At 47.2% G+C, this 17,235-nt stretch carries 13 protein-coding genes and 1 pseudogene; all 14 read left to right on the forward strand.

What is annotated here, in order from left to right:
• Positions 1–225 precede the first annotated feature (225 nt).
• Positions 226–441 (forward strand): FeoA family protein, encoded by a 216-nt coding sequence (locus HMPREF1039_RS00430; protein WP_232217162.1) that lies wholly within the window; start codon positions 226–228, stop codon positions 439–441.
• 17 nt (positions 442–458) lie between these two features.
• Positions 459–680, forward strand: a complete 222-nt coding sequence (locus tag HMPREF1039_RS00435) for a FeoA family protein (protein WP_007390386.1) — start codon at positions 459–461, stop codon at positions 678–680.
• A 16-nt stretch (positions 681–696) separates the two neighbouring features.
• Positions 697–2,880, forward strand: a complete 2,184-nt coding sequence (feoB, locus tag HMPREF1039_RS00440) for a ferrous iron transport protein B (protein WP_007390351.1) — start codon at positions 697–699, stop codon at positions 2,878–2,880.
• Positions 2,881–2,907: 27 nt separating this feature from the next.
• Positions 2,908–3,036: a FeoB-associated Cys-rich membrane protein gene (locus HMPREF1039_RS07710; protein WP_007390342.1), complete on the forward strand. Its 129-nt coding sequence runs from the start codon at positions 2,908–2,910 to the stop codon at positions 3,034–3,036.
• Positions 3,037–3,155: 119 nt separating this feature from the next.
• On the forward strand, positions 3,156–4,469 hold the full coding sequence (locus HMPREF1039_RS00445) for a manganese-dependent inorganic pyrophosphatase (RefSeq protein WP_235720011.1): 1,314 nt from the start codon (positions 3,156–3,158) through the stop codon (positions 4,467–4,469).
• Positions 4,470–4,529: 60 nt separating this feature from the next.
• Entirely contained in the window at positions 4,530–6,746 is a 2,217-nt protein-coding gene (gene pcrA / locus HMPREF1039_RS00450; protein ID WP_007390390.1) for a DNA helicase PcrA, read from the forward strand.
• A 19-nt stretch (positions 6,747–6,765) separates the two neighbouring features.
• Positions 6,766–8,772 carry an NAD-dependent DNA ligase LigA gene (gene ligA / locus HMPREF1039_RS00455; RefSeq protein ID WP_007390363.1) on the forward strand — a complete coding sequence of 669 codons (2,007 nt, stop codon included), beginning with the start codon at positions 6,766–6,768 and terminating at the stop codon, positions 8,770–8,772.
• A gap of 70 nt (positions 8,773–8,842) precedes the next feature.
• Positions 8,843–9,133, forward strand: a complete 291-nt coding sequence (gene gatC, locus HMPREF1039_RS00460) for an Asp-tRNA(Asn)/Glu-tRNA(Gln) amidotransferase subunit GatC (protein ID WP_007390335.1) — start codon at positions 8,843–8,845, stop codon at positions 9,131–9,133.
• 20 nt (positions 9,134–9,153) lie between these two features.
• Positions 9,154–10,611 carry an Asp-tRNA(Asn)/Glu-tRNA(Gln) amidotransferase subunit GatA gene (gene gatA, locus HMPREF1039_RS00465; RefSeq protein WP_039891574.1) on the forward strand — a complete coding sequence of 486 codons (1,458 nt, stop codon included), beginning with the start codon at positions 9,154–9,156 and terminating at the stop codon, positions 10,609–10,611.
• Positions 10,608–12,050: an Asp-tRNA(Asn)/Glu-tRNA(Gln) amidotransferase subunit GatB gene (gatB, locus tag HMPREF1039_RS00470; RefSeq protein ID WP_007390339.1), complete on the forward strand. Its 1,443-nt coding sequence runs from the start codon at positions 10,608–10,610 to the stop codon at positions 12,048–12,050. Before gatA ends, gatB begins: the two co-directional genes overlap by 4 nt.
• Before the next feature lie 203 nt (positions 12,051–12,253).
• Complete coding sequence (locus HMPREF1039_RS00475; RefSeq protein ID WP_007390341.1) at positions 12,254–13,711, forward strand: SLC13 family permease; 1,458 nt, start codon at positions 12,254–12,256, stop codon at positions 13,709–13,711.
• An 18-nt stretch (positions 13,712–13,729) separates the two neighbouring features.
• Entirely contained in the window at positions 13,730–14,302 is a 573-nt protein-coding gene (locus tag HMPREF1039_RS00480; protein ID WP_007390400.1) for an LbetaH domain-containing protein, read from the forward strand.
• A 16-nt stretch (positions 14,303–14,318) separates the two neighbouring features.
• Positions 14,319–15,817: pseudogene (locus tag HMPREF1039_RS00485) on the forward strand (acetyl-CoA hydrolase/transferase family protein).
• Between the two features lie 421 nt (positions 15,818–16,238).
• A complete protein-coding gene (locus tag HMPREF1039_RS00490; RefSeq protein WP_007390348.1) occupies positions 16,239–16,916 on the forward strand; it encodes a Crp/Fnr family transcriptional regulator in 678 nt (225 codons plus the stop codon).
• The last annotated feature ends 319 nt before the right edge of the window (positions 16,917–17,235 follow it).

Genomic DNA, 17,235 nt, shown 5'->3' on the forward strand with positions numbered 1-17,235 from the left:
GATTTTGATTATACCATACAATGTTTTATATGTCACTGATGTTGAATTTCATTTTGATTACCTTATATTTTAGAATAAAAATAATAGGATAAGAAGTCAATATCAGAACACAAAAGACGGAATAATTCATGTATTATTATTAAAGGGGTAGCACGCTCGTCTTTACAAGTAGGAAGAAACGGGGCAGTGCTTCCGATATATTACTGAAGAGGGGGGGAAGCGAAGATGCCATTATCAATGTTGCAACGTGGCGAAAGCGGTGTCGTAAAATCCATTCACGGGAAACCGAAGGATATACACCATTTAGCGGATCTGGGGCTGGTTGTAGGTGCCACGGTAAAAGCTGTTAATGAAGTTGCGGGTAACTTGATTATCGAAGTAAAGGGCTCGCGGCTGGCCATGAATAAAGTAATGGCTAATCGTATTATCCTCGAAGTATGAAAGGAGAGAAGGCTTGCATGAGAAATTTACGAGATGCGGCTGTCGGAGAAACTGTCACCGTTGCGAAAGTACGTGGTGACGGCGCGTTAAGACGCCGGCTTTTGGACATGGGGATTACGAAAGGTGCAAAAATATTTGTCCGGAAATCCGCACCATTGGGGGATCCGTTGGAACTTACAGTACGCGGTTATGAACTCAGTATTCGTAAGAGCGATTCGGAAATGGTAGAAATTTTATAAAGGAGAGTAGGGAATTATGACAATTAGAGTTGCACTTGCCGGTAACCCTAATACGGGGAAAACGACATTGTTTAACGCCTTGACGGGGAGTGTCCAGCACGTAGGGAACTGGCCGGGCGTTACGGTTGAAAAAAAGGAAGCACGTCTGCGCTACAATAAAGATGTTATTGTAGAAGACTTGCCGGGCATTTATTCGTTGTCGCCGTATACGACGGAAGAAATTGTAGCACGTACGTATATTATTAACGATCGCCCGGATGTTATCTTGAATATCGTCGATGCGTCCAACTTGGAACGTAACTTGTATTTGACTACGCAGTTGGTGGAAGTGGGCGTACCGGTACTGTTGGCGTTGAACATGATGGACGTTGTTAAACGGAACGGCGATACGATTGATATGAAAAAGCTCGGAGATGAACTGGGCTGTGAAGTATTTCCCATTTCGGCTTTAAAAGGGGAAGGCATTAAAGCGGCCGCATTACGGGCTGTAGAATTGGCCAAGGAAAAGAAACCGCATGTTTCTCATCATACGTATACGCCGGAATTGGAAGGCAAGTTGGATGAAATCGGCGCTTTGATTGCGGATAAAGCGGATAAAGACGGCATGCGTTGGTATACGACGAAAGTCTTTGAACGTGATGAACAAATCATGAAAGCGTTGGACTTGGATGCGGCTACGAAAAGCAAAATCGATACTATCGTTACGGACTGTGAAACGCAGGAAGACGATGACAGCGAAGGGATCATCACGAATGCCCGTTATGAATACATCGCCAAGTTGATCGAACAGTGTTTGGTTAAGAAAAATAAGAACGGCTTAACCGTTTCCGACCGTGTCGATCAGATTGTTACGAATCGGATTTTGGCGCTGCCTATATTCGTCTGCATTATCTTCTTAGTGTACTATTTATCTATCTCCACGATCGGGACCGCCGGTACGGACTGGATTAACGACCATCTCTTCGGCGATATTATTCCGGGGATTGTCGATCCGGCATTGACCAATATCGGCTTATCGGCATGGTTGCATTCGCTGATCATGGACGGTATTATTGCCGGTGTCGGTGCGGTGCTCGGCTTCCTGCCGCAGATGTTGGTCTTGTTTATTTGTTTGGCTATTTTGGAAGACTGCGGTTATATGGCGCGTATTGCCTTCATTTTGGACCGTATTTTCCGTAAGTTCGGCTTATCCGGTAAATCCTTTATTCTGGTCCTGGTATCGACGGGCTGTGGGATTCCGGGGATTATGTCTTCGCGTACGATTGAAAGCGATAATGACCGGCGGTTGACCGTATTGTCGGCCACGTTCATGCCGTGCGGCGCCAAGTTGCCGATCATCGCACTGATCACCGGCGCTTTGTTCCCGCATTCTACCTGGGTCGCGCCGTCGGCATATTTCTTGGGGATGGTTTCGATTGTCGTATCCGGTATTATTTTGAAGAAAACCAAATTGTTTGCCGGAGATCCGACGCCGTTTGTTATTGAATTGCCGGCGTACCATATTCCGAGTCCGTTGAATGTTGTTCGCACGATGATTGATCGGGCCCTGGCATTTGTTAAGAAGGCCGGTACGGTTATCTTATTGGCTACGGTTATTGTCTGGTTCCTGTCCGGATTCGATTGGCATTTAGCGATGGTGGACGACATCAGTAATTCGATTTTGGCTTCCATCGGTAAGGTTATCGGGCACATCTTCGTTCCCCTCGGCTTCGGCGATTGGAAAGCCACGGTTGCTTCCATTACCGGGTTGATGGCGAAGGAAAACCTGGTCGGCACTTTCGGGATATTGTACGGCTTTGCCGGTGTTGACGGCGATGACAGCGTTGCCATTTGGCAGACGCTTCACAATACGTACACGCCGTTGGCCGGATACAGCCTGATGGTCTTTAACCTCTTGTGCGTACCGTGCATGGCTGCCGTCGGCGCCATGCGTCGTGAAATGATGTCCGCTAAATACTCCTGGTTTGCAGTTATATACCAATGCGTATTTGCGTATGCCGTTTGCTTGATGATTTATCGTTTCGGTTTGTGGGTTTCGACCGGTGCGTTCGGTCCGGCTACGGTAGCGGCTATTATTGTAGCGCTCATTTTCATTTATTTGTTGTTCTTCAAGAAACCGGCAACGCCGGAAAAAAATGATCCGCTTGCTGTTGTAGAAGCTATAGAACAGGCGGCGGGTGCCAAGAAGAGTGCAAAATAAGAGTAGTAGTGAAAGGAAGTAATTATTATGGCAAACATTATTGTAGGAATTATCGTATTTGCTGCTATTGCTGCAGCTGCACGCAATGTTTATAAGAAGAAAAATTCTTGCAGTTGTGGGTGCGGCAGTGATTGCGGCGGCGGTTGCCATCACTAAGCTATCCGCATAGTAGTTACTTATGATAAAAAAAGAAGGGGTTCTTCGGAACCCCTTCTTTTTTTACGGTACGACGATTCTGCCGTATATACTACCGAAGAGGAAGGGTATATGGTATAATGGGAACCATAGCAGTTAGAAGTTTAAATGAGGTGATTTTGTTGTCCAAACAGATTTTTGTTACCGGCCATAAAAGTCCGGATACGGATTCCATTTGCACGTCTATTGCGTATGCCAAGTTACAGGAATTACAGGGGGTAAATGCGATTCCTGTACGTGCCGGAGAAATAAATAAAGAATCCGCGTTTGCCTTGCAGTATTTTAAGGTGGAACCGCAGCCTTTGGTGACCGATTTGTATGTGAAAGTGGGCAAGGCCGTACGGCGGGATATTCCGCCGTTGCCCGTATCCGCCAGTTTGAAAGATGCCGCACAATGGTTTGCCGCGTACCATCCGGAAGAAGCGCCCGTAGTCGACGGGGAGCGGTTTGTCGGCGTGGTGGCCAAAGCCGCTTTGGCGGATGAATTTATTAAAACGGTTACAGGCGAAGAATTGAGTCGTATTAAAGATTTGGTCTATATGCCGGAAACGGTTTTTTCGCCGGCGCATAACGGGCATGATGTGCCGAAAGAAGGCCATTATGTTGTTGTTGACGGGGACCGGTATATCGGCATGATTTGTGCCGGATGTGTAGAAAAAGCGGATAAGCAGCAAGTTATGCTGGTGGATCATAATGAACGGAAACAAATTATTGACGGTATTGAGGAAGCGGAAATTGTCAGTGTCGTGGACCATCATCGTATTGGCGGAACCTTAATGACGGAAGGCCCCATATTTATTTTGTTCCGTCCGGTAGGTTGTACGGCGACCATTGTTACGGCGTTATATGAACAGGCGGGAATTGCCGTGCCGAAACAAATTGCCGGATTATTGCTGTCGGCGATTATTTCCGATACGGTGTTGTTCCGTTCGCCTACCTGTACGGAAGAGGACAAAGAAGCGGCGGCCAAATTGGCCGATATTGCCGGCGTGGATATACAGACGTACGGGATGGAAATGCTCAAAGCCGGTGCGAATGTTTCCGATTTGACGCCCGATCAGATTGTACACAATGATATGAAAGAATTTTCCGACGGGGTTCATACGTTTACCGTTGCACAGGTACAGGTGATGGATACGTCGGATTTGTTGGCACAAAAGAACGAATTATTGGCGGCCTTGGAACGGCTGCGGGCATCGAAGGATTTTTCCGCTTCCTTTTTAATGATTACCGGTATTATAGAAGAAGCGACGAACTTTATTTTTGCCGGTCCCATGGAAGAGGTGGTGGCCAAAGCTTTTTCCAAAGATGTTGTAGAACAGGAAGTCTTTTTACCTCATGTCATGAGTCGTAAAAAACAGATTGTGCCGCCTTTATTGGATGCGATGAAATAAAGTACAGAAAAAAAGTCTCATCATAAGGTGAGACTTTTTTTGACCGTATAGGAGGAGAAAATGGAATCTATGTTTTTAGGGCTGAATGAAAGACAGGCGGAAGCGGTGCGTCAAACTGAAGGCCCTTTATTGATTACCGCCGGCGCCGGTTCGGGAAAAACCAAAGTATTAACTTGTCGGATTGCGTATTTGTTGGAAAAAGGCGTAGCGCCGTATCGTATTTTAGCGATTACGTTTACGAATAAAGCGGCGAAAGAAATGCGGGAACGGGTGGAAAAGTTAGTCGGCGAAACGGCAAAATCCATGTGGCTCAGTACGTTTCATTCGTTTTGCGCCAAATTATTGCGTTTTGAAATAGACGGACATTTCGGCTATACGCGTAATTTCACGATTTATGACAGTACCGATCAATTGACGGTGGTCAAAGAATGTGTCAAAATACTGAATTTAGATGAAAAAAATTTTCCTCCTCGCACTATATTGGGGACGATTTCGGAAGCGAAAAACTTACTATATACGGCGTCGGAATATTCCCGTCAGGCAGCGGACTTTTATAAACAAAAAGTGGCGGAAGTTTTTCGTCTGTATGAGCAAAAATTAAAAGAAAGCAATGCGTTGGATTTTGACGATTTATTGTCGTACGCTGTGCGGTTATTAAAAGAAGATGCGGGAATACGGGAAAAATATCAACAGCGGTTCCAATATATTTTAGTGGATGAATATCAGGATACGAACCGGGCTCAGTATTTACTGACCAAGATATTGGCGGAAAAATGGCGGAATATTTGTGTGGTCGGCGATGCGGATCAAAGTATTTATGCCTGGCGCGGTGCGGATATTCGGAATATTATCGAGTTTACCCGGGATTACGGGGATGCTGCAACCATTAAGTTGGAGCAGAATTATCGTTCGACAAAAACGATTTTACAGGCGGCCAATGCGGTCATTGAAAATAATGAAGAACGGCCGCAAAAAGTATTGTGGACGGAAAACGAAGAAGGGAAAAAAATCATTCATTATGCGGCGCAAACCGAACATGACGAAGCGGAATATGTGGCCGGTTGTATATATAATCGCCATGAAATCGGCGGCGAACCGTATGGGGATATGGCGATTTTATTTCGTACCAATGCGCAATCCCGGGTACTGGAAGAAAAATTAATGCGCCATGCTGTGCCGTATACCATGGTAGGGGGAACGAAGTTTTATGATCGTAAGGAAGTAAAAGATGTGTTGGCTTATTTACGGTTGTTGCAAAATCAGCAGGACAGCGTGAGTTTGTTGCGCATTATCAATGTACCCAAACGCAATATCGGCAAGACGACGTTGGAGAAGATCGGCGCGTATGCGGAAGACCGGCAAATTTCGTTTTTTATGGCGCTGACGGAAGCGGAAGAGATCGACATTACGGCACGGGCGAAACGGTCTATTGCCGATTTTACCGCACTTATGTGCGATTTGGCGGAAAAAGCGACGCAATTGAATGTGTTTTCCTTGCTGGAAGCCGTATTGCATGATACGGGCTATGCCGCTTTATTGGAAAAGGAAGCGGCGCATGAGGTGCAGGGCGAAAGCAGAAAGGCGAATGTGGGAGAATTATTGTCCGTCGCCAAGGATTATTTGCAAACGAACGAAGACGGCAATTTACAGGATTTTTTGGAAAACGTGGCTTTGGTCAGCGATGTGGATTCCTTTTCGGAAAATGATTCCAATGTGACCTTAATGACCTTACATGCGGCCAAGGGGCTGGAATTTCCGGTGGTTTTTTTGGTCGGCATGGATGAAGGCCTGTTTCCGAATGCGCGGACATTAATGTCGACGGCGGCGGTGGAAGAAGAACGCCGGTTGGCATATGTCGGCATTACCAGGGCGGAACGGCAGTTATATGTAACCAATGCGGTTACACGCGCCATGTACGGGCGTATTACGTCGTATTTGCCGAGTCGGTTTTTGACGGAAATTCCCCCTCATTTAATGACCGTACATAAGCCTGCGGCAGGCCTGTCCCGTACGGGAACGGGAAATCGGGAAAATTTCAGTGTTGCCGGGACACAACGGGTATCTATTCTATCGAAACCGATTACGACCCATTTACCGAAAAAAAATGTTGTGTCGACGGATTTTCATGTCGGCGATACGGTACAACACCGTCTTTGGGGAAAAGGGGAAGTTGTCGCCGTTATCGGGGAAGGAGAAGGGATGCAATTAAAAATTCAGTTTCCGTCTCAAGGATTGCGACAGGTGGTCGTAAAGTACGCCCCTTTGGAAAAGGTATAGAATGTGAGGAGAGGCTGAGATGACGAAACGGGAAGAACAAGAAAAAGTAAGATTGGCGGAAATAAAGAAACAGTTGGCGGAATTAAGCTATCAATATTATACATTGGATGCGCCGACCGTATCGGATTATGAGTACGATATGTTATACCGGGAATTGGAAACGTTGGAAAAAAAGTATCCCCAATGGGTAACGCCCGATTCGCCAACGCAGCGTATCGGCTCGAAAATATCCGGCACCTTTGCGAAATATACCCATGACAGGCCTATGCTAAGTTTAGGAGATGTGTTCAGTGATGAGGAAGTGCGGGAGTTTGATGCCCGCGTGCGGCAAGAGTTGCCGGGAGAGCGGGTCGCGTATGTGGTCGAATTAAAGATTGACGGTCTGGCGGTCAATTTGATTTATGAAAAAGGGCGGTTTGTACGGGGCGTGACGCGCGGCGACGGGCATGTAGGAGAGGATATTACGCATAATGTGCGGACAATTCGCACCGTGCCGCTGCATATTTCGGACCTTTCCGACCATGTGGAAATTCGCGGCGAAGTATACATGCCTATACCCGCTTTTAGGGCCTTAAATGAGCAGCGGTCGGCGGACGAGTTGGAACCGTTTGCCAATCCGCGCAATGCCGCCGCCGGTTCGTTGCGTCAACAAGATCCGCAAGTGGCGGCCGAGCGTAAGCTGTCTTTTTTTGCCTATGCGTTGGGAGGTACGAGCGATTGGCGGCCGGAAAGTCAGGAAGCGTTATTGCAGACCTTACGGAACTTGCATTTTCCGGTCAATCGGGAGTACCGAACGTTTACGGATATACAAGACGTGATTGCGTATATTCACACGTGGGATACGCGACGGGATACCTTGTCGTATGCGACCGACGGCATGGTGATCAAGGTAAATTCTTTTGCTCAGCAACAAATGTTGGGAAATACCGTAAAAATTCCGCGCTGGGCAATTGCCTATAAATTTCCTCCCGAACAGGCTCGGACGAAGGTGCTGCAAATTCGTGTCGGTGTAGGACGTACGGGCGTTCTGACTCCGACTGCGGAGTTACAGCCGGTGCGGTTGGCCGGTACGACGGTTAAGAGCGCTACCTTACATAATGAAGAGTATATACGCAGTAAAGATATTCGCATCGGGGATACGGTGCTGATTCAAAAAGCGGGAGAAATTATTCCGGAAGTGGTACGACCGGTTATGGAAGCACGGACCGGGCGGGAAGTCGTCTTTGTGATGCCGACGCAATGTCCGAGTTGCGGCGGACAGGTACAACGGGAAGCGGGAGAAGCGGCGGTACGTTGTGTAAATCCCGCATGCCCGGCAATGGTGGCGGAGCAAATCGCGCATTTTGTTTCGCGTCCGGCAATGAATATTGAGGGGTTGGGGACCGCGATTGTCAAGCAGTTAATTGACCATGGCCTGATTCATGATGTGGCGGATCTTTTTTTGTTACACAAAGAAGAGATATTGCCGTTAGAAGGATTTGGTGAAAAATCGGCCGATAATTTATTACAGTCCATTGCTGCGGCTAAAGAAGCGGGCTTGGGCCGCCTGCTGTTTGCGTTGGGAATTCGTTTTGTCGGCGCTAAAGCGGGGCGTATTTTGGCGGAAACCTTCGGCTCCATGCAGGCCTTAGCCGCTGCCGATATAGCGACGCTTACGGCGGTGGAAACGATCGGGCCGCGAATTGCGGAAAGCGTGGCGGCGTATTTTGCGGATTCGCAAAAAGTACGGGTAATACAAAAGTTAGCCGCTGCGGGAGTCGGTATGACGGAAAAGAAAAGGCAACTCATTAATACGTCTTTTGACGGTGAAATCGTGGTGTTGACCGGAAAATTGCAGCATTTTTCCCGTAAAGAAGCGGAGGCGGCGATTTCGGCCCGCGGCGGCAGTTGTACAGCAACCGTTACCAAAAAAACGACCTTAGTGGTGTGCGGGGCGGATCCGGGAAGTAAGTATGATAAGGCGAAAGCTTTGGGAACACCTACAATAGGCGAAGAAGAATTTTGTGACCGTCTGAACAGAGAGTAGCCGTATCCCTATAAAAATGGTATAATTTTAAGTTGTAAATGACTATTATATTTGGTTAAGAGGTGTCTATATGAAAATCACCGGTGAAGAAATACAAAAAATTGCCCTGTTATCCCGACTTCACATTGAAGAGAACCAAGTGGATGCTGTTGAAAAACAGCTGAGTGATATTTTATCGTATATGGATTTATTGAAGGAAGTGGATATAACGGATGTGGAGCCTACGGCCCATGCCGTTACGATGCGTAATGTTATGCGGGAAGATGTGCCGCACGAGTCCCTGCCTCATGAAGCGGCGCTGGCAAATGCGCCGGAACCGGAAAACGGCTATTTTAAGGTACCGAAAGTTTTGCAGGATTAAGGAGGGATAGCGTGAAAAATATGACGATACATGCTTTGCATGAAAAACTTGTACAGCGCGAACTCACGGCGGTGGCGTTGACGGAAGCTTATTTAAAACATAAGGATACTGTAGAACCGCAAATCCGGGCATTCTTATCGGATACGCGGGAAGAGGCGTTACAAACGGCGGCGGCAGTGGATGCCAAGATAAAAGCCGGTAAGCCCGTTTCCGAATTGGCCGGTATTCCGGCGGCGATTAAAGATAATATTTGTATTCGCGGGCAGCAGGCTACGTGCGCTTCCCGCATGCTGGAAAATTTTAAGGCTCCGTATCATGCGACGGTTATTGAAAAATTGGCGGCCCAAGATTATATAAGCTTGGGAAAAACCAATATGGATGAATTTGCCATGGGCAGTTCAACGGAAAATTCCGCTTTTCAGGTGACGCATAATCCCCGCCATACCGACTATGTACCGGGCGGCTCGTCCGGCGGCAGCGCGGCGGCGGTAGGTGCCGGTGAATGTGTATGGGCCTTGGGATCCGATACGGGCGGATCGATTCGTCAACCGGCCGCGTATTGCGGGGTTGTGGGCATGAAACCGACATACGGTTTGGTTTCCCGGTACGGATTGATTGCGTATGCTTCCTCTTTGGATCAAATCGGCCCTTTAACACAAGATGTAACGGATTGTGCTATTGTATTGAATGCCATTGCCGGCTATGATGAAAAAGATTCCACTTCCATTAAGCGGGAACATAACGACTATAAAACTGCGTTGGTTCGGGATGTTAAAGGCATGAAAATCGGTATTCCCGACGAATTTTTCGGAGACGGGTTGTCCGACGGTTGTCGACAGGCATTGACGGAAGCGATAGAAACGTATAAGTCGTTGGGGGCGGAAATTGTGCATGTCAAAATGCCGCATATGAAATATGGCTTGGCCGCTTATTATATTATTGCGCCGGCGGAAGCCAGCTCCAATTTGGCTCGGTATGACGGGGTCGGGTTCGGTTTGCGCGTACCGGGAAAAAATATTGTAGATATGTATGAAAAAACCCGTTCCGCCGGTTTCGGTCCGGAAGTGCGGCGCCGTATTTTATTAGGTACTTATGTGTTGAGTGCAGGGTATTATGATGCGTATTATTTACGGGCCATGAAGGTACGAACCTTGGTTAAACGGGACTATGAAGAGGCTTTGCGGCAATGTGACGTATTGTTGACCCCGACGGCGCCGGGAACCGCCTTTAAAATAGGCGAACATACGGCAGATCCGTTGGCTATGTATTTGGGCGATGTATGCACGGTTACGTTGAATTTAGCCGGCTTACCGGGAATCAGTTTACCTTGCGGGTATCAAGACGGCTTGCCCGTGGGCATGCAATTAATCGGCAAAGCGTTGGCGGAAGAAACGTTGCTCCGTGTTGCCTATACATTTGAGCAGGAGCGGCCGGACTTACAACAACAGTCGCCTGTCGGGGAGGTTACATCAGCATGAAATATGAATCCGTTATCGGCTTGGAAGTGCATGCCGAATTAAAAACAAAAACAAAGATTTTTTGCGGGTGCAGTACGTCGTTCGGAGCGGCACCGAATACGCATGTATGCCCTGTTTGCCTGGGGCTTCCCGGGGTCTTGCCCGTGTTGAATAAAGAAGTGTTGCATTTTGCTGTAAAAGCGGGCTTGGCGTTACATTGTGATATATTGCCGTTCAGTAAATTTGATAGAAAAAATTATTATTATCCCGATTTGCCTAAAAATTTCCAAACGTCTCAATTTGATTTGCCTATTTGCCTGCACGGGTATGTGGATATTGAAGTCGGCGGTAAACAGCGTCGTATTCATTTGACTCGGATTCACATGGAAGAAGATGCGGGAAAATTGGTACATAGCGGGGCGACTATTGATACGTCCGATTCTTCCTGCGTCGATTACAATCGAACGGGAGTGCCGTTGATTGAAATTGTATCGGAACCGGATCTTCGCAGCGGCGAAGAAGCGCGGGCATATTTAGAAAAGCTTCGTTCCATCTTGCAATATTTGGGCGTTTCCGATTGCCGCATGGAAGAAGGCAGTATGCGGTGTGATGCCAATATTTCGATTCGTCCCGTCGGTTCGGATACTTTGGGAACGAAGACGGAAATAAAAAATATTAATTCTTTTAGCGGCGTACAGAAAGGTATTGAATATGAAGCTGTACGACAGGCGCAAATTTTGGAAGACGGCGGTACGATTCAACAGGCAACACGCGGTTGGGAAGAAGCGAAGGGAATTACGGTTTTACAGCGTATAAAAGAAGGAAGCAGCGATTATCGCTATTTTCCGGAACCCGACTTAATTCCTATTGAAGTATCCCCGGCATATATTGAAGCGGTACGGAAGGAATTGCCCGAATTGCCGGATGTACGACGGCGGCGTTTTCAAACGGAAATGGGGTTGTCGGCGTATGATGCGGCGTTATTGACGGGGGAAAAGGCGACGGCCGATTATTTTGAAGAAACGGTGGCCGCCGGTGCCGATGCCAAAGTCGCTTCGAACTGGATTTTAGGCGATATTGCCAAGAAATTAAATGAAGAGGGCATTACGATGGTTTCGATTCCCGTATCGCCGGCGGATTTGGCAGGATTACTGCAATTGATTGATAAAGGTACGATTTCCGGTAAAATTGCTAAAAAAGTATTGCCGGAAATGTGGAATTCTCATAAGACTGCCGAAGCGGTAGTAAAAGAACAAGGGTTGGTACAAATTACGGACACCGGAGAATTAGAGACGATTGTACGGCAAATTGTTGCCGCCAATCCGCAATCCGTAGCCGATTATCAGGCCGGGAAGAAAAAAGCGATCGGTTTCTTGGTAGGACAAATTATGAAAGAAACCAAGGGACGCGCCAATCCGGGTGTTGTCAATCAATTACTGACAAAAATTTTACAAGCGTAAGACGTCGTAAGAAAGAGGTTCTTCCGGAAGGAAGAACCTCTTTCTTTTTTTTTATTTGTGAAAAAAAGAACACCGATTCTTCCGGTTTTTTGGCGGTTGTCATGGTTTTTTTGTCGTTAGTACGATTCTTGTTGAGAATTTAAATATTTCCTTGTTATAGTGATAACAGGATATACGCGGAATCTATATGAAGGAGGTTTTTTATGCTCAGCAAGAAAAAAATTTTTATTATTGTAGCGGCCTTGGCATTGATGGTGGGGATTTTTTTCCTGCCGGATGTACCGGGGCTGACGGGAGCCGGCAAAGCGGCACTCAGTGTATTGGTATTTGCCGTGATCATGTGGGTCACACAGGCGGTTTCCTACCCTGTCAGTGCCGTGGCGATTATTGCCTTTTTAACTTTGTTTTTAGGCTTTTCGCCGGCACAAGGCGTGTCGGGCCCCTTACTGGGAACCGGAAGAGCTATTCCCCTGGCGCTCAGCGGCTTTATTAACGGCGGCTGGGTGTTGGTGGCGGCGGGCCTGTTTATGGCCGCCGGCATTATTCATTGCGGGTTGGAACGGCGTATTGCGTATCAGGTATTACGTGTTTTCGGTACTAAAGTACGCAATATTTTTGCCGGCATTATTGCGCTTATGGCACTATTGTGTTTTGTCATTCCGTCCATGACGGCCCGATCGGCGACGATTACGCCGATTGCCGTCGGATTGGTAGAAGCGTTGGGACTGGATTTGAAGAGTAAATTCGGGAGCATGCTGTTAGTTACCGTAGCGATTACGTCCTCTGTATCGGGGATGCTTTTATTGACCTCCGGCGCTCCCAATCCGGTAGCTTTATCGTTTATCGGCAGTCAGTTGAATCATGAAATTTCGTGGTTGGATTGGTTTATCTATGCTGCCCCTTATGCCGTTAGTTTGCTGATTATTTTTTACTTTTTAGTAACTCGGTTGAATACGTTTGAATTTGACGAAGCTCCGGGCGGACGGGAGTTTATTGAAAAAAAACTGGTCGAATTGGGACCGATGACGAAAAAAGAGAAAAAAATCGCCATTATTTTCGGCGTGACCATTCTTTTTTGGATGACCCAGGGAATCCATCATATTGACGCCAATACGGTGTCCATTTTATCCGTTCTGGCCATGTTGTTTCCCGGCGTGGGAATCGGCAGTTGGAAAGACTTGTGCAAGCGTGTCGATGCCGGCACGATCTTACTTTTCGGCGCCGGTATTTCCTTAGGAAATGTATTGTTGCATACCGAAGCGGCCCTTTGGCTGGCCGAGGTTTCGTTAGGTAATTTACATCTGGAACACTTACCCCCGTTATTAATGATGGTACCCATTATGGCGGCTTTGCTGATTATTCGCTTTGCATTTGCCAGTACGACATCTTCGGCCGCGGCTTTGGTACCTACGGTAATCGGGTTTTTGCTAAGTCTGCATAATGGCGCGTTGCCTATGTGGGGAATGGCTTTTATTGCGACCATGACCGTGTATTTCTCCTTTATTTTGCCGGTACACTCTCCACAAGCAATGATTCCTTATGCAACACAGGCTTTTGAAGTAAAGGACATGATCAAGATGGGGATACCCTTTACGATTATTTCATTAGTCGTATTACTGGTTTTCGTCTTTACCTATTGGCATTGGTTGGGATTGATTTAGCGACAAGGAGGAAATGACATGTTACAAAAGGCACCGAAAACATATTGGTCTACTTGCGAACAAGCGCCGTCCGTGGCGGCGACGGCATATATTGCGGATACCGCCACGGTGACCGGGCACGTGGAAATCAGTGAGGGCGTTATGGTCTGTCCCGGGGCCTCTGTACGAGGCGACGAAGGGATGCCGATTTTTATCGGCCCGCACAGTAATATTCAAGACGGCGCGGTATTACACGGCTTAATGGGACAACGGCAGGAAGTAAACGGACGTTCGTATTCCATTTATATCGGCGACCATGTATCTTGCGGTCATTGCTGTGTTATTCACGGTCCTTCCGTAGTGGCGCATGATACATTTGTCGGGTTTAATGCGGCAGTCGTGGGCAGTGTGGTGGCGGACCATGTGTATATCGGACACGGGGCACAAGTTATCGGGGTGCATATTCCGGCCGGTCGCTATGTGGCACACGGTACAACCGTGTGTACGCAGGCGGCGGCGGATGCGTTACCGGAAGTTCCCGAAGATATTCGTACATTTAATGCCGAAGTAGTGGATAAAAATTCGGAATTGGCTCGTAATTACGGGAAATAGGAAGGCGGCGGTATAAATGAACATAACGGATCGAATTGAAAATAGGGAATTGCAGAAATTAGTGCGAACGCCGGAGGAAGCGGCGGCGTTGATTAAGCCCGGAATGACGATCGGAACCAGCGGTTTTACTTCCGCAGGGTATCCGAAGGCCGTTCCCTTGGCATTGGCGGAGCGGATTAAAAAAGAAAATTTAAAATCAATTTATGGACCGGCGCCTCGGTAGGTCCCGAATTAGACGGTGCGTTGTCGGCGGTCAACGGCATTGCACAGCGTCTTCCGTATCAAACTAACAGCACTTTGCGGCAGCAGATTAATGCCGGCGATGTACAATATGAGGATCTGCATTTAAGTCATATGTCACAAATGGTTCGTTCCGGATTCTTTCAAAAGCTGGATATGGCCATTGTGGAAGTTTGTGCCGTTACGGAAGAAGGGTATTTGATTCCGACCACCTCACTCGGTAATACGACTGCATTTGTGGATTGTGCGGACCGGATTATTGTGGAAGTGAATACGACCCAGCCCAAAGCGTTGAAAGGGTTTCATGATGTGTATGACGTACAGCCGGTTCCGCATCGGGACGTTATTCCTATTGTTCATCCGGATGATCGTGTCGGGGTTCCGTATATTGTGTGTGATCCGAAAAAAATTGTGGCGATTGTGCCCTGCGATATTCCGGATAAACCGGCAAAATTGGCACCTCCTGATGCCGAATTTGAAGCGATGAGTGCGCATTTGATTCGCTTTTTGCATGAAGAAGTGGCGGCAGGACGGTTACCGAAGCATCTTTTACCTCTTCAATCGGGGGTAGGTTCGGTGGCGAATGCCGTTATTCAAGGACTGTGCCGGTCCGATTTTGAACACTTAACGGTATATACGGAAGTTATTCAAGAAGGGATTTTTGATTTGTTTGATGCGGGAAAACTGGATTTTGCTTCCGGCACGTCGATGACTTTATCGGAAAAGGGTCTGCAACGGTTTTATGATCGGATTGATGAATATCGTAAAAAAATTATTTTCCGCCCCTTGGAAATATCCAACAGTCCCGGCGTCATTCGACGCTTAGGCGTGATAGCCATGAATACGGCGTTGGAATTTGATATTTACGGTAATGTTAATTCTACCCACGTGTTGGGGACAAAAATTATGAACGGTATAGGCGGATCGGGAGATTTTGCCCGTAACGCATATTTAACGTTCTTCTTTACCAAGTCCATTGCGAAAAACGGCGATATTTCTTCTATTGTTCCCATGTGTTCTCATATTGACCATACGGAACACGATGTGGATGTTTTTGTTACGGAACAAGGGTTAGCCGATGTACGCGGCTTGTGTCCGAAAGAGCGGGCATTAAAGATTATTAATCAGTGTGCTCATCCGGACTATCGACCGATGTTGTCGGATTATTTTCAGCGGGCAATGGGGACGACGAAACATGCCAATACACCGCATATTTTGTCGGAAGCCTTATCTTGGCATCAACGTTTTGCCGAAACCAAAACGATGCGTGTATAAGCCGCGGATGACTCTCCTTTACTATAGATGCACAGGAAAAGCGACCGGTATCGTCGGATACGGGTCGCTTTTTCTTGCCGGGAAGCGTTGGTGGCGGTATATTGCCGTTGAGTAGGAAAAAGGCGTTATTCGTATGGATTTTATTGTTTTTTTTAGAAAACATCTGTATTCTAAGAGCATAGCCTCATCCCCCTGAGTGCTACACATAGGCAAATAAGTAAAACAGCCCGCTTAGTTATAAGCGGGCTGTTTTACTTATTTGCAAGGGACACACATCGGTAGGGCAGCCGTGCGGCATTCATTTATTTTTTAGAAGATGGGGGGAATAAAAATTTTTTTCATATATGGGAAGAAGTCTTTCTTTGTTGTTCATACCATAGTACAATTAAAATACATACACTATAGGGGAGGAATGTGGCAGATGGAAAAATTCTTGTCTATTTTTGAACGTACCGCTTTATTTCAACAAGTTCCCAAAACGGATATTCTTCTGTTATTACATGATATGCAAGCGCGACTGCAACGATATACTAAGGGAAATTTTATATTTTTTACAGGGGATCATATTCGGCATGTGGGCATTGTCTTGTCCGGCGCCGCGCACATTGTGCAGGAAGATTACTGGGGCAACCGTAATATTGTTGCGCATTTGACGCCTTCGCAAATGTTCGGAGAGGCGTTTGCCTGTCAACCGGAGATGGCGACTACTGTATCGGTAGTCAGTACGGACGTGACGGAAGTGCTTTTTATTGATGTTTTTCGTATATGGCGTTGCCGTTCCAGAGCGGCGGTTTCACAAGAACGGGTCATGATGAATTTACTGGCCATTTTGGCAAGAAAAAATATGTTTCTTACTCGTAAAATTCATTACCTTTCCCAACGATCTATGCGTAAGAAACTGATGTTTTATTTATCGGAAGAAGCGACCCGACAGGGTGCGGCGCATTTTTCTCTGCCGTTTAACCGACAAGAATTGGCGGATTTTTTGGCGGTTGATCGGAGTGCATTATCTTCCGAATTAAGTAAAATGAAAAAAGAAGGATTGATTGATTACTATAAACGAGATTTTGTCCTGAAAAGTTCGCTGCCTGCAGAATAAAGGCGGTAAGTGTCCGGAAAGCAGGCGGGTATATAGCGACGGCACAGCGGCTGAAGGCGGTAAGGCGAAGGACGAATATACCGGTTCGGGAGACGGATGGCAGCGTTTCGGGGCGTTGCTTTTAGGAGCGGCATAGGGACAAGGTGAGGAGAGAAATTTCTCGTCACCTTTTTTTTGCGGGAAAAAGGCGGTACGCATAGAACGTAATAAGGTGTATCCCTTGCAGGAGCGGATACCGGCGGTGACGGGACGGCAGAAGGGGCGTTTGTAGGGAACATAACATTCTGTCGTCGCACCTTTCGCAGGTGTTAATCGGAAG

The organism is Megasphaera lornae (assembly GCF_000214495.1).
In the GTDB taxonomy this organism is placed as follows: Bacteria; Bacillota; Negativicutes; order Veillonellales; family Megasphaeraceae; genus Megasphaera; species Megasphaera lornae.